The following is an 18,927-nucleotide window of genomic DNA, read 5'->3' on the forward strand; positions in this document are numbered from 1 at the left end:
CCTTGGTATAGCTGGTTTTCAGGCCGGTGGCGCGTGCCGCGCCAAGAGATAGTCAATGCCCGCGGTGAGCGTGGCCACTTGCGCGGCATTGCACTGCGCTGGCGTGGCGCTGGGGCTGTCGGGGTAGACTTCGGTGGTGGTTACCAGCGCCGCCGCTGTCATCCCGCCACACAGCCCGAGCTCGCGCTTAGCGTAATTGATCACGCCATGCTGCTGCAGTGGCTCGCCAATCAGGCAGCCCTGCGCGTCGGGCAAGGCAATGTGGGTCACCTGGCTCACAGCGGCAATCAATGCGCGCTGAAACTCAGGCGCTGGGCGCTCGTTATCGCCGACCAGATAAAAGCCATCCGGAATCGCATGCCAATCAAAGGCTACGCCATCGCGGGCGGCTTTGGCCGGGCCAAATTCACTATTGTCGGTGTCGGTGGTTTCGTGCAAATCGATATGCAGCGCCACCTGCGGCGCATGAGCGGCCACACAGGCCAGCACCGCCGCGGCTTCTTGCGCCGGGCTATCGGCATAAAAATGCCGGTTAGGGTCGAGCGTGAGCGGATTCCAGCGATTGATGGTTTCAAAGCCCCACGGGCTGATACAGGGCAAGACCAAGAGATTCACATGCTCGGCATAGCGGGCAAAATCGTGCGCAATAAATTGCAAGGCACCGAGCACGCCACTGGTTTCGTAGCCGTGTACGCCCCCGGTAATCAGCACCGTCGGGCGCTCGGGCAGCCACACACGGCTTTTTACCGCCAGCAAAGGATAGCTCGCCAAACCCAGCGCGCAGTAATCGAGCCGGCCGTATTCAATCAGCTCCGCTGCGGCAGGCAGCGTCTGGCGCAACGGCTTGAGCACCAGATCGGCATAGCAGCGCTGGCGTTGCTGACGGGCCAGCCAAGCGGCTTTTTCCGCTGCGCCCCAGGCCTGGCCGGAACGGCCAATCGGGTAGATGGTGCGATGGGGAGCAGACATCAGAAGCAACCTCGGCAGACAACGCAGAAGGCCTCACTATACACCGCCCACCTTGGCCTCGGGATCAGGGGAATCGGTCACGGCTGAGGCGCCCAGTACTTGCCACACGCCTCAATCTGGTCGGCCTATAAAAAACAAAACCGCAGCTATTGCTGCGGTTTTTAATGGGTATCGCCCTGCGAGCATTACCTCGAAAGACTTACAGGCAGATACCCTTAGCCGGCATTCCAGTTCACCAAGCCGAAATGCCAGGTCGCCAGCACAATCAGGCCGAACACAATGCGATACCACGCAAACACCACGAAGGTATGCGTAGACACAAAGCGAATCAGCGCGCGAATGGCGATAAAGGCAAAAATAAACGAGGAAATAAAGCCCACCGCAAACACCGCAATATCGGCGCTATCGAGCACATGGCGGTGTTTATACAAGCTATACAGCGAAGCCGCGCCCAAGGTCGGAATGCCCAAAAAGAACGAAAACTCGGTCGCCGCTTTGCGCGACAGGCCGAGGAACATCCCGCCAATGATGGTCGCGCCAGAGCGGCTCGTACCGGGAATCAGCGCCAGACATTGGCAGAAACCGACCTTGATTGCGTCTTTCAGCGTCAGCTCGTCTACCGTCTCAACCCGCACGGTGTGCTGGCGTTTTTCCGCCCATAGAATAATAAAGCCACCGACGATAAAAGCCACCGACACCGCCACCGGGTTAAACAGCACCGCCTTGATGTGCTCGGAAAACAGCTTGCCCAAGATCGCCGCTGGAATAAACGCCACAATCACGCCCAGCAGCAAGGTGCGGCCCGGGCCGGGCTGGCCGGCGCTGGCAATACTGCTGCCGATTTTGCGCCGGTATTCCCACACCACCGCCAGCATCGCGCCCAGCTGGATAAAAATCTCGTACACATCGCGCTTTTCCTTGGTCAGGAAATTGAGCAGATCGCCAGTCAGAATCAAATGGCCAGTCGAGGAAATCGGCAGGAATTCGGTGATACCTTCCACCAAACCCATAATCAGGGAATGAAACAGCAGAATCGGATCCATAGCGGGGCGCAGGCAAGCAGTTGAAAAGGTGCGCGATTATAGGCTTAAGCGCACTGTAATGGGCAAGTATCGCCGCGGCGGATGACGGCCTGATGATGTGGCGCGGTGTGAATATTTACACCCGCCCTTGGGAACCGCCCCAGGTGGCCCCACTCTCAGAAGGGTGTGCAATGCACGAGTGCATTATGCTCATCTCCTCCCTGTTGACCGGGCGCCCGTTACCCAACCGGCGCCCGTTTTTTTGCCCTCGGCAATCCGCGCCAGCGCGGGGTATCTTCCGCGCGTATCGGCTAGGCCAGCGTGGCTTAGCAGCGATGATGGCGCAGCAAATTACTTAGTGCCTGCTTTAAATCCGGATCACTCACCTCTTCAGCCAGCGCCGAAAACGCTGCCTTGGCCGGCTCGGTCATGCGTAAAGTCTTGGTTTGCATCGGATTTCCCTGCTGCAGGGCAACTTGCACCTTGGCGCGGATTGCGGTAGCGTGCACTCCAGCCCGATCCAATGCCGCGAGAATATCCGGCTCGGACTGGCGCAAACGCGCCGCCGCGGCACTGCCGGGCACGGCCACCAGCAAGGTGGAACCCGACCAAGCCACGCCCTGACACACCCGTGCTACTTCCGGGCTCAGGGCCGAGCGGACAATCTGCAGCAGCTGTTGATACTGATCGAGCTGACGCACCAGCCGTTTAAGCTGGAAATCGCCTTCCATCAGTTGCGAAACGTGGACCTGTTTATTCATACAAGGATTCCAATGAATATCATTGTGGTGTCACCCCGACTCAATCAAGCCATCTCGCTGGGCCCGCGCGAACTGAGCGCGATTGGCTTAATGCTGACCGTGCTGATTGGGGCTGCGGCCTTTGGTTTGGGCATGCTGTTTGCCCCCAATCGGGTCGAGCCCCTGCTGCGCATGATGCCCGGCCAGCACGCCCGGCAAAACGAAATCGATGCCCTCGCGGTACAAGTCGGGCAATTGCAAGCCAAATTGGCGCGGCTGGATAGCTTGGCCAATCAAGTGGGCGACAAAACCGGCATCGATATTAAACCGTTTTTAAGTCAGCAGGCAGCGCCACAGGGCGGACTGGCTCAGCCCGGCCAGCATTTTGCCGTCTCGGGCCTGCGTGAAATCCTGCAACAAACCGATGCCAAAATGGCCGCGATGATTGATCAGCTGACGCTGGCCGAAGCAGTCTTGATGACGCCCGACGCGAGCTATCTACCGCGGCATGCGCCATTGGCAATTGCCCCGCAATCATCGAGCTTTGGCTGGCGGATCGACCCCTTCAAAGGCACGCAGGTTTTCCACGAAGGGATTGATTATCAGGGCGATAGTGGCACCCCGATTGTGGCCGCTGCCACAGGCAAAGTGGTGTATGCGGCTTACCACCCGCAGTATGGTAATATGGTCGAGCTTGATCATGGCAAAGATTTAACCAGCCGTTACGCCCATGCCAGCCAGCTACTGGTCAAGGAAGGCGAAACGGTCAAAGTCGGCCAGAAGATTGCGTTACTGGGCAGCACTGGTCGCTCTACCGGCCCCCACCTGCATTTCGAGATCCGCTACCGCGGCATCGCGCAAAATCCACTACGTTTTCTTGATGGCGGACAAGCAAACCTAGCCGCGGCAAGCAGCAAGCCTTGAAAAAAGGTAGGGTGGAGTCCATTTAGGCCCAATGCCCCTGTTCCGGCTAAGGGCTTTTGAACTAATTGATAAAAATTTGAGCCTCGCCGAGGCCGTCACGTTGGTAGCACTATGATTGCAACTCTGCTGAAAAAAGTATTTGGAAGCCGTAATGACCGTTTGTTGAAACAATACGGTGCCATCGTCAAGCAGATTAATGCGCTCGAACCGCAAATCGCTGCCTTATCCGACGAGCAATTGCGAGGCAAAACCCAAGAATTCAAAGACCGGCTGGCCAAGGGCGAAACCCTCGACCAAATCCTGCCGGAAGCCTTTGCCGTCTGTCGCGAAGGCGGCAAACGCGCACTGGGCATGCGTCATTTCGATGTGCAGCTGATCGGTGGTTTGGTACACCATCAGGGCAAGATTTCCGAAATGCGTACCGGTGAAGGTAAAACGCTGGTAGCCACGCTGGCGGCCTACCTGAATGCCCTGACCGGTAAAGGCGTGCACGTGATTACCGTGAATGACTATCTGGCGCAACGCGATGCGGCGCAGATGGGCAAGCTGTATAACTTCCTGGGCCTGAGCTGCGGGGTGAACCTCGGCCAGATGGCTCATCAGGATAAAAAAGCCGCCTACGAATGCGATATCACCTACGGTACCAATAACGAATTCGGCTTTGACTACCTGCGCGACAATATGGTGTTCAGCGTGGAAGAGCGCGTACAGCGCGGCCTGAATTTCGCCGTAGTCGACGAGGTGGATTCGATTCTGATCGATGAAGCGCGTACTCCGCTGATTATCTCTGGCCCTGCCGATGACAACACCGAGTTGTATAAGGCCATGAACAACGTGCCAGCCCGCCTGATCAAGCAGGAAACCGAAGAAGGCGAAGGCGATTACTGGGTGGATGAAAAAGCCCACTCGGTGATGCTGTCGGAAGCGGGCCACGAGCATGTGGAGCAAATCCTGACCGAAATGGGCCTGCTGCCTGCTGGCGATAGCCTGTATGCGCCAGCGCATATCAGCCTGATTCACCATCTGAACGCCGCCCTGCGCGCCCATGCGCTGTTCGTGAAAGATCAGCACTATGTGGTAATGGATGGCGAAGTGATCATCGTGGATGAACACACTGGCCGTCTGATGTCGGGCCGCCGCTGGTCAGAAGGCCTGCATCAGGCCGTCGAAGCCAAGGAAGGCGTGGATATCCAGCAAGAAAACCAAACGCTGGCCACCATCACGCTGCAAAACTATTTCCGGATGTACAACAAGCTGGCCGGTATGACCGGTACAGCTGATACCGAAGCCTACGAATTCCAGCAGATTTATGGCTTGGAAACCGTGATCATCCCGACCAATCGACCGATGATCCGACAAGACCGCCAAGATCAGGTATTCAAAACTGCGGCGGAAAAATACAAAGCCATCATCACCGACATCAAGGGTTGCGTTGAGCGTGGCCAACCGACGCTGGTCGGCACCACCTCGATCGAGCAATCCGAAATCCTGTCGAACATCCTGAAACAGGAAGGCATTGCGCACAACGTCCTGAACGCCAAGCACCACGCCAAAGAAGCGCAAATCGTGGCGCAAGCCGGTAGCGCGGGTCAGGTAACGATTGCCACCAATATGGCCGGCCGTGGTACCGATATTGTGCTGGGCGGCAGTATCGAAGCGCAGCTCAAACAAATCGAAGCCGACGAAACACTGGACGACGCAGCCAAAGCCGCTCAAGTGGCCGCGCTGAAAGCCGACTGGCAAGTTAAACACGATGCCGTCCTGGCCGCTGGCGGTCTGCATATCATTGGTACCGAGCGCCACGAATCTCGCCGGATCGACAACCAGCTGCGTGGCCGTTCTGGCCGTCAGGGTGACCCGGGCTCAAGCCGTTTCTATCTGTCGCTGGAAGACCCGCTGCTGCGTATTTTCGCCGGCGATCGCGTGGCCTTCGTGATGGACAAGCTGAAAATGCCAGAAGGCGAGCCAATCGAAGCCGGCATGGTGTCGCGCGCCATCGAATCAGCCCAACGCAAAGTGGAAGGCCGCAACTTCGACATGCGTAAACAGCTGCTGGAATACGATGATGTCGCCAACGAGCAGCGCAAGGCCATCTACAGCCAGCGTAACAAAATTCTGGAAAGCACCGAAGTCACCGACACCATCGCCGCGATGCGCACCGGTTACTTTGGCGAGCTGTTTGATACCTATCTGCCACCCGATTCAATGGAAGAGCAGTGGGATGCCGAAGGTTTGGAGCGCGCGCTGAACGAGCTGCAAGTCAGCGCCGCGGTGCGCGAGTGGGTGGCCAACGAGAAATCTCTGTCGATCGAAGACATGCGCCAGCGTGTAATCGACGCGGCCAAAGCCAGCTACGACGCGAAAGTGGAACAAGCCGGCGAGCCGAATTTCCGCAATTTCGAACGCTCAGTGCTGCTCTCGCACGTGGACCAATACTGGCGCGAACACCTGTCGGCGCTGGATCATCTGCGTCAGGGTATCCATCTGCGCGGCTACGCGCAGAAAAACCCGAAACAGGAATACAAACGCGAAGCCTTCGAGCTGTTTGCCGCTCTGCTGGATCAGATCAAACGCAATGTGCTGCAAGTGATCATGACCGTACAAGTACGCAGCGCCGAAGATGCGGCCGCCGTCGAACAGCACGCCGTACCTGCCGAAGCGCTGCAGTTCTCGCACGAAGAGCTGGAAGCCGTGTTGGCCAGTGGCGACGAAGAGCAGATTCGCGCCGCGCTGATGGCCGCCATGCAGCAAGAAGGTGGCCCACGCATTCAGTTCAGTGGCGTAAGCCGCAACGACCCATGCCCATGCGGCTCGGGCAAGAAATACAAACACTGCCACGGTCAGCTGAACTAAGCCGCCACGCAGCCAATAAAAAAGCACCCCGCGGGGTGCTTTTTTATTGCGGTTTCATCGCATAGCTCAGGGATAGATCAAGCAACTAGACCTAAAGCCGTGGCCAGCTCTAGGCCAGCCCATGGCCGCCGCTGCATATCTGCACAAGCCGCCAGCCACGTTGCTACCCGAAACGACCATCGCGCCCACGATGATTTTTCAACCGCAAATACTCAGACCGGGTATCTAGCCACAAAGCTCATTCATAAATAGCTTTCCAGCTATACCCCATTCATCACTTACTGGTCGCGGGCAAATTCACCGGCTCGACCTTATAGCCCAGCTGACGTAGTAGATTCGGCAAGCCATGTTCACCGACCAGATGCAGGCTACCCACCGCGATAAAGTTGGCCTGCCCCTCGCGCAACAGCGCATCAATGCGCTGCGCCATGCGTGGATTGCGCTCATCCAGTAAGCGCACCATCGCCGCGCGATCTTCGGCGGTATTTTCACATTCACACCAGCTGCGGTATTGGCTCATGGTTGCCCAGTCCCGGCGATTCCATACGTCAACCAACTTGAGCATTTGCTGGCGGCCATGGCCATTTTCCAGCATGGTCAGCGCCTGTTCGTGCTGGGCCAGGCTAAGCTCGCCATTGTCTTTCAGCGCAGCCAGCTGCTCGGCAACGGTTTCCAGCCCTTTGACCGGAAGCTGCCGCTGTTTGGCCAGCTGCAGCAAGACGTTTTCGGTGCCATAGCTACCTTCCACTCCGGCCAGCTGCGCATCCAGCAGCGTTAAGGTCACCATCAGGAAATTGATGTCCAGCTGTTCCAGTAAGGCATTGGGCAAACACAGCCGGGCGAGCTGCGCCTGATAGCGCGCTTTCACGGCCGCGGGCACATTGGCTTTGCCCTGCATGCCGGCCAGCAATTGCTGCGAGACACTGGCGTCATCCAGATCCAGCTCCAGCACCAGCTGGCGGCTAGCCTGCAAAGCACTGCGCACTTGCGGCCCCAGCGCGCTCCCTTCCACGCGGTTGGCATGGATGGTGCCATACAGATAAGACTGGGTTTTTCCGTGACTAATGCGCCAGAGAAAACCGCGCTCGCTACCCACCTTGGCCAGCTGCGCCGCTGTGAGCGGAGTTGGTATCGGATTGGGGCACACTGCCGCCTGCGCCGTTGCCGCGAGGCCGCAAACGGCGAGCAGCGCCACCGCCAGCTGCTTTAGGCGCATGTGGCCTCCTGCGCAGCAAACATCGCCGCAATATCGCGCACCAGCTGCAGCGAGGCTTCGATTTCGTCTTTACGAATCGCCACGCTTTCTACATTACATCCAATGGGTATCTGCTTGGCAGCCGCATACTGCAATAGCTCGGCGAAGATACTCCGGCACACCGCCAGTGAATCCGCCAGAATATCGCCCGAATGACGCAGATCGTTTTCCAGCCATTGCGGAATGCTGATCCCCAGCCATTTCATAAATTCCAGCGTTTTGGCCGAGCCGCACGGGGTAATGGTAAAAATAATCGGCACCATCGGCGTGCCGCTGGCCTGACAGGCGTAGTAGTAATCCGAGAGGAAATTCTTGGCCGCCTCGACGTTATACACACACTGGGTCACAAAAAACGAGCAGCCTTCGGCCACTTTATGCGCCACGCGCAGATGCTCATCCTGCTTCACCAAATGCCGCTCAGGAATCGCCACCCCACCCACCAGCAAGCGCGGGTTCACTTCCCGGCGCAAGGCATAGGCCTGATTCACCGTCAGCGCCACCGCCTGCTCACGCGAAGCCGCGCCAACAAACACCGACACCCCTTCGCCCAGCGCCTGCAAATCGGCGCCAAACTGCGCCGGCGCATATTTACCCACACAGCGGTAATTGATCTTGGGTATCGGCAAAGCCGCCAGATAATCGCGGCTGTAGGTTAGCGGATCGAGCGTCGCCAAAAACGGAAACGGCCGCGCCACATCGGTACGCTCGGCTTCATCCTGAATGTCATACAGCACCAGCCCATCAATCGGCAGCGGCGCAATGCGCTCTACTTGCAAGGCGGCGATTTCAGCAATTTTCTCCGTCGGATGATTGACCTTGGGCGGCGTAATACCGTACAGCAGAATCCCAGCCTGACGCTGGGCAATTTTGGTGTGCAATGGTGTGGGCATGAACAGGCTCGCAATCGTTTGCGCGATTTTACCCAGTTTTAGGCCCTGCGGGGCTGAGAAACCGTGCCCTAGCTATTTGAAAAAGCGCAGAAATCTACCCCTGATTGGCCCGTTTACTCGCCCAATCGTACCCACCCCTGTGCCGGTATAAGCCAATCTGGCCCAGCGCCACCGCTTCCCGCTAGCTTTGTATTGGCTTAGGTAGGGCTTTCTCGCATTGCTGCACTGGTGTGAAGCGCTGAGAATGAGCTTTTTAACGCATGGCAGAAGGTGAAAAATGCAAATCCGCACTCTCTTTTCGACCCTGGCGCTGGCCATGGGCCTGTCTTTGGCACCGGCACACGCTGAGCGTGTCTACACCGTGGGGACAGACGCCACATTTGCGCCATTTGAATCGTTGAGCCAGAACCGCGAAGTGGTTGGTTTTGATGCGGATCTGATCAAAGCCATTGCGCAAAAAGCCGGCTTAAAAATCAAAATCATCAACACCCCATGGGAAGGCCTGTTTGCCGGCCTGAATAATGGTGAGCGCGATATCGTGATCGCCGCCGTCACCATCACACCCGAGCGCAAAGCCAGCATGGATTTCAGCGAGCCATATTTTGAAGCCAAACAGCTGATCATCGTGCGCGATGGCAGCAAAGTGACCAAACTGGCCGATCTGAAAGGCAAAAAAGTCGGCGTACAAACCGGCACCACCGGCGACACCGTGGCGCAAAAAGCCTTTGGTAAAACCAGCCCGGATATCCGCCGCTATGAAAACATTGTGCTGGCCATGACCGAGCTGCGCGCTGGCGGTATCGAGGCCGTGGTGGCCGACAATGGCGTGGTGAATAACTATCTGGTGAACAACAAAAACAGCAAGCTCAAAACCATCGATGACAGCAGCTTTGCAAAAGAGTACTACGGCATTGCGGTGAAAAAAGGCAATAAAGCCCTGCTGGATCAGCTGAACAAAGGCCTGGCCGCCACCAAGGCCGATGGCACTTTCCAGAAAATCTCGCAGCAATATTTCGGCCACTAAGCCAGCGCGAGCACTCGCACCCAGCCCGGCCTAGCGCCGGGCTTTTTGTTTAGCCGGCCGCCGCCGGATTGGGTAAGGTCAGCCCGCCACTGAGCGCGCCATCGCCATAGGTGCGCAGCACTTGCGCAATGATGACCTGATAACCGCCTAGCCACGTTTGATAGCGCTGCTTGGCGGCCAAATGCTGCGGATGCGCCATCAATTCGCGCAGGCCCGCTTCGCTGGCCCAGTAATACACATTGGCAATTCGCCCGGTTTTCGGGTCTTCCCAGCTTTCTTCGCCCAGATAGCCCTGGCTGGCTTTGGCGGCGGCAGCGATCTGCGCATCCAGCGCTTCAAACTCGGCATCGTATTGCTTGGGCGTGAAAATAAAGGTGGCGGAATACATCGCGGGCGCTCGCAAAGGGTGAGTCAATGTCCTTGTCATTTTACCCTGCCCCGCCCCATCCGCTCGCGGCACTGCCAGCCCGCGCCAAGATAGCCGCTTATACCGCCCCAGGGTATCGAGCTATCAGCATTATTAAAAATAGCATTCCAGCCAATACCTATAACCAGCCTACCGATGCAGCCAATCGTAATTTAGGAAAGGTTTGCCTGACAGTTGGTTACACGTCATTCCGTTGTCATTTTGATAGCATGAATTGGCCATCGTTACTTATCCGGTGCCGGTGGCGACATCCCACTCTCACAAGGAGGCTTCATGTCATGGCTCAACCGCATTGCCGCGCCGTTTCGCGGCCTACCCCGCAGCGTGTACATTCAAGCCACCGCCACCCTGATCAACAATATGGGTGGCATGGCCAAGCTGTTTTTGCCGCTGTATTTTCGTGAACATTTCAATCTTTCCTATGCCCACATTGGCTGGCTGATGGGGGTGTATGGGCTGGGCCTGCTGGGCGGCTCTTACCTCGGTGGCCTCTTGAGCGATCGCTACGATTCGCGCCGGATTGCCAAGCTGATGTTGCTGGCCAGCGGGGTGCTGACCCTGCTGCTGGCGGCGCCATTGCCGATCTGGGCCTATGTACCGCTGCTGCTGGCGGTCGGCACCAGCGATGGTGCGTTTCGCCCGGCCAATATGCGCCTGGTGCTTGAGCCCGTTCGCCCCGAGCAACGTGCGGTGGCGCAAGGCGTGTATCGGATCGCCTTTAATCTGGGCGTATCGGCGGCCGGCATCAGCGGCGGCTTGCTGGCCGCGCTGGGCTATCACTATGTGTTTGTGGCACAGGGCATCGCCGCCTTGCTCGCCTGTGGCTGGCTGCAATGGGCGTGGCGCGAGATGCCGTACCTCAACAGTGGGCTAGCGAACAGTAAGGCCAGCTCGCCCGACATGGCCACCGGCTCGCCCTGGCAAGATCGGGCGTTCTTGCTGTTTGTGGCCGGGCAGCTGGTGATCCTGACCGTGTTTGACCAGATGTATGGGACGCTGGGGCTGTTTTTGCGCGAGCATTATCGGCTCTCGCCCAGCTGGCTGGGCTATCTGTTTACCCTGAATGGCCTGATGGTGGTGACGCTGCAAGTGGCGATTGCCAACCGGGTGAGCCACTGGGGCTTGCTGCGCTCATCCATGCTGGGTGTGCTGTGCATGGGCGGCTCGTTTACCTTGCTCAATGCCGGGCAACACGCGGGCTGGGCCATCGCGATGATGGTGGTGCTGACCTTGGGCGAGCTGCTGATCTCGCCGACCTGGACCACGATCATCATGCAGCACACCGAACAGCGTCAGCGCGGTCGCTATCTGGGGATTTATTCTGCCGTGTGGTCTGGGCGCACGCTGTATGCCCCCACCGTGGGTGCCTTCAGCTATGCCATTTGGGGCGCCAGCGTAACTTGGTGGCTGTGCGGGCTGCTGGCGCTGATTACCTGTGCGCTGCATCGGCCGGCCCTGCGGCAGATGTTAGCCCCAGCCAATTAGATACCCCCACCCCGTAAAACAACAAAGGCCAATCAATGATTGGCCTTTGTCTTGATACCCCTAGGGGTTATTCTTCATCGCGCGGTTTGGTGCCGCTGCCCCCCAGCAAAGCGGGCGTGGGCCGGCTGCTGCGGCGCGCGGGTTGGCCTTGCTGGCCTTCACCATGCGGAGTGTGATGCTTGGGCTTGCGGTGATCGCTGCGATTGGCGTCGCGCGGGCCACGGCGCTGGCCATTGCCGGCGCCCTGACCGCCCCCATTCCCACCTTGGCCACGACCACCGCCACGGTTTTGGCGCTCTTCATTATCGTAATAGCCACCTTGCCGCGGAATCGGCGGGAACCCCCCGAGCGGATCATAGCTATTCGGATTGGCGCGGCGCTGGCCGCCACCGCCGCGGCGACCGCCTTGGGTCAGCTCGAACGGCAGCGCATTAGCGTTGGATACCGGCTGGCGCTCATCGTAGTTCGTCCGGTTGCCACCGCGCTGGCCACCTTGGCCACCCTGACCGCCTTGCGATTTTGGCTGGCTGCGGCGCTCATCACGACGGTCATCCCGGCGCTCGCCCCGACGCTCATCGCGACGTTGGCCTTCACCTTGGCGTGGCGGACGTTGTTCACCAGTTCTGGCTTGCGCGGCGGCTGGGCGGGCTTCGCCTTGGCCTTCACGCGCACCACCACGACCACGGCGGCGATTACGTTTGCGCTGTTGTTCGTCTTCGCTACCCGCAGCGGCAGGCGCGCCTTCACCCGTAGCAGCAGGTTTGGCTGCTGGGCGACGGCGGCGCTGTTGCTGCTCGCGCTCGGCTTCGGCTTTCTTTTGCGCCGCGATTTTCGCGACTTCGTCCGGATCCATACCGGCATCAAGCATGGCTTGTTGCTCGGCTTTCAGCGCTTCGGCATTGGCTTTATTCCAGCCTTTGGGCGGGCGTGAATTCTGATTACGCTGTGGGCGCTCGCGGCCCAGACCACCGCGTACAATCGGCTCGGGTTTCACGCTCAGATCAGCTTCATAACCGGGCACGGTAAATTGCTCGATTGGCTGCTTGATCAGTTTTTCGATGTTTTTCAGGTACTCGAGCTCATCCACGCACACCAGCGACAGGGCTTCACCGGTGCAGCCGGCTCGGCCGGTGCGGCCGATGCGATGCACATAGTCTTCGGGGACGTTCGGTAGCTCCAGATTCACCACATGCGGCAGCTCTTCGATATCCAGCCCGCGGGCGGCGATATCGGTGGCCACCAGCACTTGCAGCTCGCCGGTTTTAAACTGGGCCAGGGCCGCCGTGCGGGCGTTTTGGCTCTTATTGCCATGAATCGCCAGCGCGGTAATGCCTTCTTTCTGCAATTTTTCGGCCACGCGGTTACAGGCGTGTTTGGTGCGCATAAACACCAGCACCTGATGCCAGTTGCCTTCTTTAATCAGCTGCGTGAGCAGCTGCTGTTTTTTATCGCGATCCACCAGATGTACCCGCTGGGTCACCAGCGCATTGGCGGTATTCGGGCGGGCCACTTCGACCAGCGCCGGGCTATTGAGCAGGCCATCGGCCAGTTTTTTGATCTCGTCGCTAAAAGTAGCCGAGAACAGCAGATTTTGCCGCTGTGCAGGCAAGAGCTTCAGGATTTTCTTGATGTCATTGATAAAGCCCATGTCCAGCATGCGGTCGGCTTCATCCAGCACCAAGATTTCCACCTCGGCCAGCGTCAGCTCACCCTGTTTGGCCAGATCAAGCAAGCGGCCCGGCGTGGCCACCAGAATATCCACGGGCGCTTCTTGCAGGCGTTTGATTTGCGGATTCACCCGCACGCCGCCAAACATCACCATGGATTTAAACGGCAGGTATTTGCCATAGGCTTGTACCGATTCTTCCACCTGCGCTGCCAGCTCGCGGGTTGGGGTAAGGATCAGCACCCGGGGCGCGGCCAGCGCACTGGTGGCGCTGTCGCTGAGCAGGCGTTGCAAAATCGGCAAGGTAAAGCCGGCGGTTTTGCCGGTGCCGGTTTGCGCCGCCGCCAGCAAATCGCCGCCTTGCAGCACTTGCGGGATCGCCTGCGCCTGAATCGGCGTAGGTTGGGTATAACCGGTATCAGCGAGCGCACGCAACAGCGGCTCGGCCAAGCCAAGCTTGGCAAAAGTCAGATCAGACATTGGAGTATTCCTGCTGCGGCCTATCGCGAGCGCGATACCAATCCAGGGCAGGGTTTGGGTAATTAGGAGTTTGGGCCGGGGAGCTCGTGGCTCACGCGCCGGCGCGCCGATTGGTTAGGCGCCAAGGAACTGAATACTACCGGTTTTTCTTTAAATTACAACCTCTACGCCGCTTAATGGCATTTAGCCACCACAAACTGGTGCAAGAATGCGCTGCGGTAACAGCGCCTGCTGCAAGGCGCTCAGGGCCTGCTGAATACCGGCGCGGCACGCCGGATCCGCGGCAATGGCCTCGGCGCAGCTCAAATCGCCCACCACCGGAATCGTGAGCGAGGCTGGCGCGATCCAGTCTACCGACATCAGCTGCAAAGTTTCTTGCAGTGCCTCGTAGGCGTGCCGCGCCCGTGGGGCGGCGTTGAGCAAAGCCAGTGGTTTATGCACCAACACATCGGTACCCACCAGCCAATCCAGTGCATTCTTCAGCACGCCACTCACCCCGTGGGCGTATTCGGGGCTGGCCACCAGCACGGCATCCACCGCGCGCAGCTCAGCCAGCCAACGCTGCAGCACCGGAAACTGCTCGGGTGCCAGATCGGGATTGAACGGCGGCACTAAGGCGAGCGCGGTAAACGGAGTGAGCGTCATACCGGCTGGCGCCAGCTGCGCACAGGCCTGCAACAGCGCCGTATTGCGTGATTGTGCGCGCAAACTTCCGGAAATCGTCATGATCTGCATGCCCTGCCCCCGCTCGAAACCAGCCAGCATCATCGCATGCCGTGTGTAGGGCGGCAATTCAGGTACACTGCCGTCTTTCGCGATGAGGGATCACCATGGCGCTGAAAGCCACGATTTTTAAAGCCGAGCTCAATATCACCGATCTGGATCGCAACTACTACGCGACCCATGCCCTGACCGTGGCGCGCCATCCTTCTGAAACCGACGAGCGGATGATGTTGCGCTTGCTGGCCTTTGCGCAGCAAGCCAGCGAGACGCTGGAATTTACCCGCGGCCTGTGCGCCGATGATGAGCCCGATCTGTGGCAGAAAAATCTGGTCGACGAGATTGAATGCTGGATCGAGCTGGGCCTACCCGATGAAAAGCGTATCAAAAAAGCCTGCAATCGCGCCGCCAGCGTGTGGATTTATGCTTATGGTGGCCCGCGGGCGGTGGATTTATGGCTCGATGGCGTGCGCGGTCAACTCAGCCGCTTTCCGCAGTTGAATATTGTGAGCGTGGATGGCCCCGAGCTCAGTGCGCTGGGCGCGCTGGCCGAGCGCGGCATGCAACTGCAGATCACCATCCAGGATGGGCAGCTGTGGATCTCCAGCGCGCAGGGCGATCTGGCGATTACTCCCCGCGCCTTGTGGCGCGATGGCCAAGCGGTGATGAGCTAATACCCACCCAATGTATCAACCCTAAAGCTAATTAATATATTGATTACCAGCACATACCCCCAGGAGTCGAAAATGAAAGCCCTGTGTAGCCTCTTGCTCGCCACCCTCGCCTTCAGCGCGCAGGCCGCCGACGCCGCCAAACCCTTCAAAACCGAATCGGGCATCGAAATCACCATGCTCAAAGAGGGCAAAGGTGCGCAGCCCAAGGCGCTAGATACCGTTACCGTGCACTATCGCGGCATGTTTCCAGACGGTAAGGAATTTGATAGCTCGTATAAACGCGGCCAGCCGGCGAGTTTTCCGCTCTCGGGCGTGATTCGCTGCTGGACCGAAGCCGTGCAACAGATCAAGGTGGGCGGCAAAGCGCGCCTGGTGTGCCCGCCCAATCTGGCCTATGGCAGCCGCGGCGCCGGCAATGTGATTCCGCCGAATGCCACGCTGGTGTTTGAAGTGGAATTGCTGGCGATCGAATAAGGCTAGTCTGCAGGGTATAGGCTGAAAGCGATTAAGTAATCAGTCTTTCAGCCACATACCCAGGCGCAGTAACCGCGCCACCTGCTGCGCGGTACGGGTGAGATTGGCTTCGGCCTGCAGCAAGACCTCGTCGCGGCTAGCCAGCGCCGGAATGCAGTCAAATGCCGCCAAGATCCCCGCCGCCTCCAGCTCGCGCGGGCTGGCTTGCAATGCACCCACAATCGCCAGCACCGGCACCCCCGCCTGCTGCGCCAGTTGAGCCACGCCAAACGGTGCTTTGCCGGCCAGCGTTTGCGCATCCAGACAGCCCTCGCCGGTAATCACCAGCGCCGCGCCTTGCAAGGCCTGCGTGAGCTGCACCGCCTCCAACACGATATCAATGCCGCGCCGCAGCCGGCAATTAAATAAAAACGCCAGCGCCGCCGCGCCAATACCTCCGGCCGCACCGCCGCCGGGTAAGGTTTCCACATCTTTGCCCAATTGCCGGCGAATCACATGGGCAAATTGGTGCAAGGCCTCATCCAGCTGCACCACCTGCGCCGGGCTTGCGCCTTTTTGCGGCCCAAACACCGCCGAGGCGCCACGCGGGCCGGTGAGCGGGTTTTCCACATCGCAGGCCAGCTCAAACTCGCATTCCAGCAGGCGGGCATCCAGGCCGCTCAGATCAATCTGCGCCAGCCGGGCCAGCGCCGCGCCACCGGGCGGCAAGGGCTGGCCGTCGAGCCCCAGCAATTGCGCCCCCAGTGCCCGCAGCATACCGCTGCCGCCATCATTGGTGGCCGAGCCACCCAAGGCCAGAATAAAGCGGCGGATGCCCTGATCCAGCGCTGCACGGATCAGATCGCCCACGCCCTCGCTGCTGGTGAGTAGCGGATTGCGCTCATGTGGCGCCAGCAGCGCCAAACCACAGGCGGTGGCGATTTCGATCACCGCCGTTTGCCCGTCGCCCAATACGCCCCAATGCGCCAGCACCGGCTGGCCCAATGGCCCGCGCACCTGTGCTTGCTCCAGCCGGCCACCACAGGCTTCCAATAACGTGGTCAGCGTGCCCTCGCCGCCATCGGCCAGCGGGAGCTGCACCAACTGTGCCTGTGGCAACTCGGTGCGCAGCGCCGCCGCGATCATCGCCGCCACCTGCGGGGCGCTGAGGGTTTCTTTAAACGAATCGGGGGCAATAATAATTTTGGGCATGCAGACAACAAAAAATAAGGCGCCGCCGGCATTCGCCATGGCGGCGCACAATCAGATTAGGCACGGGTATAGCCCGCAAGCCTTTTCAAAATAAAGCCTAGCGAGCCATACCCAAAAGAATGATTAGCGCGGTTGCGGGTAAGGGCGCTCAACCGCTTCCCACAGGCTAGGCGCTTTCTCTGGCGTCCAGCCTGCGCCCCGCTCGGCTTTATGACTTTGCAGACAGCGATAAGTGCGGCCGCGATAGCTAATCAATTGCCCGCGCGCATACGACACCCCTTCCCGCCAGCTGCCGCGATCACCCCACTGGCCATCACCATGGGCCTCCACTTTGCGCCATAAAGCGGGCGCGGCTTCGGGATTCCAGTTGGCGCCTTTCACCGCATCGTGGGCTTGTTGGACTTCATACAGTTGGCCGTGATACATCACTCGCTCGCCCAGCTGATAGGCGCGACCTTCACGCCAGGGCCCAGCCGCCCAAGCGGCGCTAATGGTCAGACACAGGCTCAAAGCCAGAATACGACAAGTACGGTGCATGAGGTTCTCCTTGGCGGTGGCCGACAGTATCGCCGAAAGCGCGGCAAACCCGCATGACAAAGCGCACAAGCGAGGGGTGAAAAGTACCCAAGCCACCCCAGCAAGTTTGACGCGCATCAGGCGCAGGCGCGAAAAGCCCGCGCCAAGGCGGCGAATGTTGTCTACAACCGAGAAACACCTCTGCCGGCTAGGCCTATTGTATGTACAACCGCAATGTGACGATGGACAGCATCTCAACCTTCCGCATCCGGCTTTTTGACATGATCTGCGCGCTCTCAACCGCGCTAGATTTACTCGACCCGGCGCTAGGCTCGCACCAGAAGCGCACCTGTCTGATTGCCTCGCAATTGGCACGCAGCCTGCAGCTGAGCGATTCCGACTATCAGGAAGTCTTTGGTGCGGCGATTTTCCACGATATAGGCGCGATTGGCCTGCAAAACCGTTTATCCATGCTGGACTTTGAAGAGGTCGATCCGCACACCCATGCCACACTGGGGGCTTTGCTGCTGGAACGCTTTCCGGCCTTCCGGCGCTATGCACCGCTGGTGCGCTGCCACCATGTGCAGTGGCAACATGGCGCGGGCACGCAGCATGCCGGCCAAGCAGTGCCAACCTACAGCCATCTGATCTATCTGGCCGATCGCATTGAAGTGCTGGCGCAAGGGCAAGACAACATCCTTGGCGCCGTGCCGCAGATCGTGGCACAGATTCAGGCGGTGCGCGGCAGCAAATTTCACCCACAGCTGGTGGACGAGTTTGTCCAGCTCGCCCAGCATGAGAGCTTCTGGCTGGATATCTTCTCGCGCAATCTGGATCGCATCCTGATGGATGCGGCGCCGTTCGATAATATCGAGCTGGATCTGCAGCAGATGCTGCAATTTGCCCAGTTTTTTGCGCTGGTGATCGATTCGCGTAGCCATTTCACCGCCACGCACTCGGCCGGGGTGGCCATCACGGCCGAAATCATCGCCCAGCAAATCGGGATGACGGCGCAGGAATGCACCAAAATGCGCATTGCCGGCTATTTGCATGATTTGGGCAAGCTGGCCGTGCCCAGCGAGTACATCGAGCGCGATGGCAAGCTCGACCAGACCGAGATGGCGCGCGTGCGCTCACACAGCTACATCACGCTGGATATTCTGGGCAATATCAAAGGGCTGGAAGACGTGGCGCAATGGGCGTCTAGCCATCATGAACGGCTTGATGGCAGCGGCTACCCCTACCATCGCACCGCCAACGAATTACCGCTGGGTTCGCGGATCATGGCCGTGGCCGATGTGTATACCGCCCTCACCGAAAATCGCCCCTATCGGGCCGGCCTCGCCCCGAATGCCGTATTGCAGATGCTGGATGAGCTAGCGCAAGACGGCAAACTCGACCCGGTGGTGATCGGCGTTTTGCATCAGCATCTGGCCACGGTCGAAGCCGCCCGCATCGCGGCACAAGAACAAGAGAGCCTGGATCTCGCCGAATTCTGGCAAGTGGCCTCCCGCGAGTGTGGCGTATCGAAAACTGCCACCCCGAAAAGCAATGGGGTATGCTCTAAAACCATTATTTAACAATGGCTTTAGAGCAATACCCCAAGCAAAAACTAAA

17 protein-coding genes are annotated in these 18,927 nt (G+C 59.0%); 7 read left to right on the forward strand and 10 right to left on the reverse strand.

Going from position 1 to position 18,927, the window contains the following annotated elements; translation table 11 throughout:
• Positions 1 to 18 precede the first annotated feature (18 nt).
• From G482_RS0100125 to G482_RS19300, 3 genes are all read right to left on the reverse strand, one after another.
• A complete protein-coding gene (locus G482_RS0100125) occupies positions 19 to 969 on the reverse strand; it encodes a M14 family metallopeptidase (protein WP_028448306.1) in 951 nt (316 codons plus the stop codon).
• 215 nt (positions 970 to 1,184) lie between these two features.
• Positions 1,185 to 2,012, reverse strand: coding sequence for an undecaprenyl-diphosphate phosphatase (locus tag G482_RS0100130; protein WP_028448307.1), 828 nt, complete (start codon positions 2,010 to 2,012; stop codon positions 1,185 to 1,187).
• Positions 2,013 to 2,317: 305 nt separating this feature from the next.
• Positions 2,318 to 2,752, reverse strand: a complete 435-nt coding sequence (locus G482_RS19300; RefSeq protein WP_051258609.1) for a DciA family protein — start codon at positions 2,750 to 2,752, stop codon at positions 2,318 to 2,320.
• A 12-nt stretch (positions 2,753 to 2,764) separates the two neighbouring features.
• Between G482_RS19300 and G482_RS0100140 the strand changes: the two genes are divergently transcribed.
• Entirely contained in the window at positions 2,765 to 3,655 is an 891-nt protein-coding gene (locus tag G482_RS0100140) for a M23 family metallopeptidase (protein WP_028448308.1), read from the forward strand.
• A gap of 111 nt (positions 3,656 to 3,766) precedes the next feature.
• Positions 3,767 to 6,508 carry a preprotein translocase subunit SecA gene (secA, locus tag G482_RS0100145; protein ID WP_028448309.1) on the forward strand — a complete coding sequence of 914 codons (2,742 nt, stop codon included), beginning with the start codon at positions 3,767 to 3,769 and terminating at the stop codon, positions 6,506 to 6,508.
• Between the two features lie 274 nt (positions 6,509 to 6,782).
• Here secA and G482_RS0100150 read toward each other — a convergent pair whose 3' ends face one another.
• Positions 6,783 to 7,724: a TraB/GumN family protein gene (locus tag G482_RS0100150; protein ID WP_028448310.1), complete on the reverse strand. Its 942-nt coding sequence runs from the start codon at positions 7,722 to 7,724 to the stop codon at positions 6,783 to 6,785.
• Positions 7,715 to 8,653 carry a methylenetetrahydrofolate reductase gene (locus G482_RS0100155; RefSeq protein WP_034618491.1) on the reverse strand — a complete coding sequence of 313 codons (939 nt, stop codon included), beginning with the start codon at positions 8,651 to 8,653 and terminating at the stop codon, positions 7,715 to 7,717. The genes G482_RS0100150 and G482_RS0100155 overlap by 10 nt, the downstream gene beginning before the upstream one ends.
• Before the next feature lie 277 nt (positions 8,654 to 8,930).
• On the opposite strand from G482_RS0100155, the gene G482_RS0100160 reads away from it, so the two are divergent.
• Positions 8,931 to 9,677 (forward strand): basic amino acid ABC transporter substrate-binding protein, encoded by a 747-nt coding sequence (locus G482_RS0100160; protein ID WP_034618492.1) that lies wholly within the window; start codon positions 8,931 to 8,933, stop codon positions 9,675 to 9,677.
• Between the two features lie 49 nt (positions 9,678 to 9,726).
• Here G482_RS0100160 and G482_RS0100165 read toward each other — a convergent pair whose 3' ends face one another.
• Complete coding sequence (locus tag G482_RS0100165) at positions 9,727 to 10,065, reverse strand: antibiotic biosynthesis monooxygenase family protein (RefSeq protein ID WP_028448313.1); 339 nt, start codon at positions 10,063 to 10,065, stop codon at positions 9,727 to 9,729.
• A gap of 312 nt (positions 10,066 to 10,377) precedes the next feature.
• On the opposite strand from G482_RS0100165, the gene G482_RS0100170 reads away from it, so the two are divergent.
• On the forward strand, positions 10,378 to 11,589 hold the full coding sequence (locus G482_RS0100170) for an MFS transporter (protein ID WP_028448314.1): 1,212 nt from the start codon (positions 10,378 to 10,380) through the stop codon (positions 11,587 to 11,589).
• Between the two features lie 67 nt (positions 11,590 to 11,656).
• On the opposite strand, the gene G482_RS16705 is transcribed toward G482_RS0100170, so the two are convergent.
• Both G482_RS16705 and G482_RS0100180 read right to left on the reverse strand, forming a co-directional pair.
• Positions 11,657 to 13,735 carry a DEAD/DEAH box helicase gene (locus G482_RS16705; RefSeq protein ID WP_156905311.1) on the reverse strand — a complete coding sequence of 693 codons (2,079 nt, stop codon included), beginning with the start codon at positions 13,733 to 13,735 and terminating at the stop codon, positions 11,657 to 11,659.
• 183 nt (positions 13,736 to 13,918) lie between these two features.
• Positions 13,919 to 14,500 carry an NADPH-dependent FMN reductase gene (locus G482_RS0100180; protein WP_051258619.1) on the reverse strand — a complete coding sequence of 194 codons (582 nt, stop codon included), beginning with the start codon at positions 14,498 to 14,500 and terminating at the stop codon, positions 13,919 to 13,921.
• 65 nt (positions 14,501 to 14,565) lie between these two features.
• Between G482_RS0100180 and G482_RS0100185 the strand changes: the two genes are divergently transcribed.
• Both G482_RS0100185 and G482_RS0100190 read left to right on the forward strand, forming a co-directional pair.
• A complete protein-coding gene (locus G482_RS0100185; protein WP_028448316.1) occupies positions 14,566 to 15,129 on the forward strand; it encodes a YaeQ family protein in 564 nt (187 codons plus the stop codon).
• A 72-nt stretch (positions 15,130 to 15,201) separates the two neighbouring features.
• On the forward strand, positions 15,202 to 15,603 hold the full coding sequence (locus G482_RS0100190; RefSeq protein ID WP_028448317.1) for an FKBP-type peptidyl-prolyl cis-trans isomerase: 402 nt from the start codon (positions 15,202 to 15,204) through the stop codon (positions 15,601 to 15,603).
• 39 nt (positions 15,604 to 15,642) lie between these two features.
• On the opposite strand, the gene G482_RS0100195 is transcribed toward G482_RS0100190, so the two are convergent.
• Together G482_RS0100195 and G482_RS0100200 are read right to left on the reverse strand one after the other, a co-directional pair.
• Entirely contained in the window at positions 15,643 to 16,794 is a 1,152-nt protein-coding gene (locus tag G482_RS0100195) for a glycerate kinase (RefSeq protein WP_028448318.1), read from the reverse strand.
• Between the two features lie 123 nt (positions 16,795 to 16,917).
• Positions 16,918 to 17,331, reverse strand: coding sequence for a carbohydrate-binding protein (locus G482_RS0100200; protein ID WP_028448319.1), 414 nt, complete (start codon positions 17,329 to 17,331; stop codon positions 16,918 to 16,920).
• A 221-nt stretch (positions 17,332 to 17,552) separates the two neighbouring features.
• Here G482_RS0100200 and G482_RS16710 point away from each other — a divergent pair, with 221 nt between their 5' ends.
• On the forward strand, positions 17,553 to 18,890 hold the full coding sequence (locus G482_RS16710) for an HD-GYP domain-containing protein (RefSeq protein ID WP_169721040.1): 1,338 nt from the start codon (positions 17,553 to 17,555) through the stop codon (positions 18,888 to 18,890).
• Positions 18,891 to 18,927 lie beyond the last annotated feature (37 nt).

The organism is Chitinibacter tainanensis DSM 15459, from assembly GCF_000429785.1.
Lineage (GTDB): Bacteria > Pseudomonadota > Gammaproteobacteria > Burkholderiales > Chitinibacteraceae > Chitinibacter > Chitinibacter tainanensis.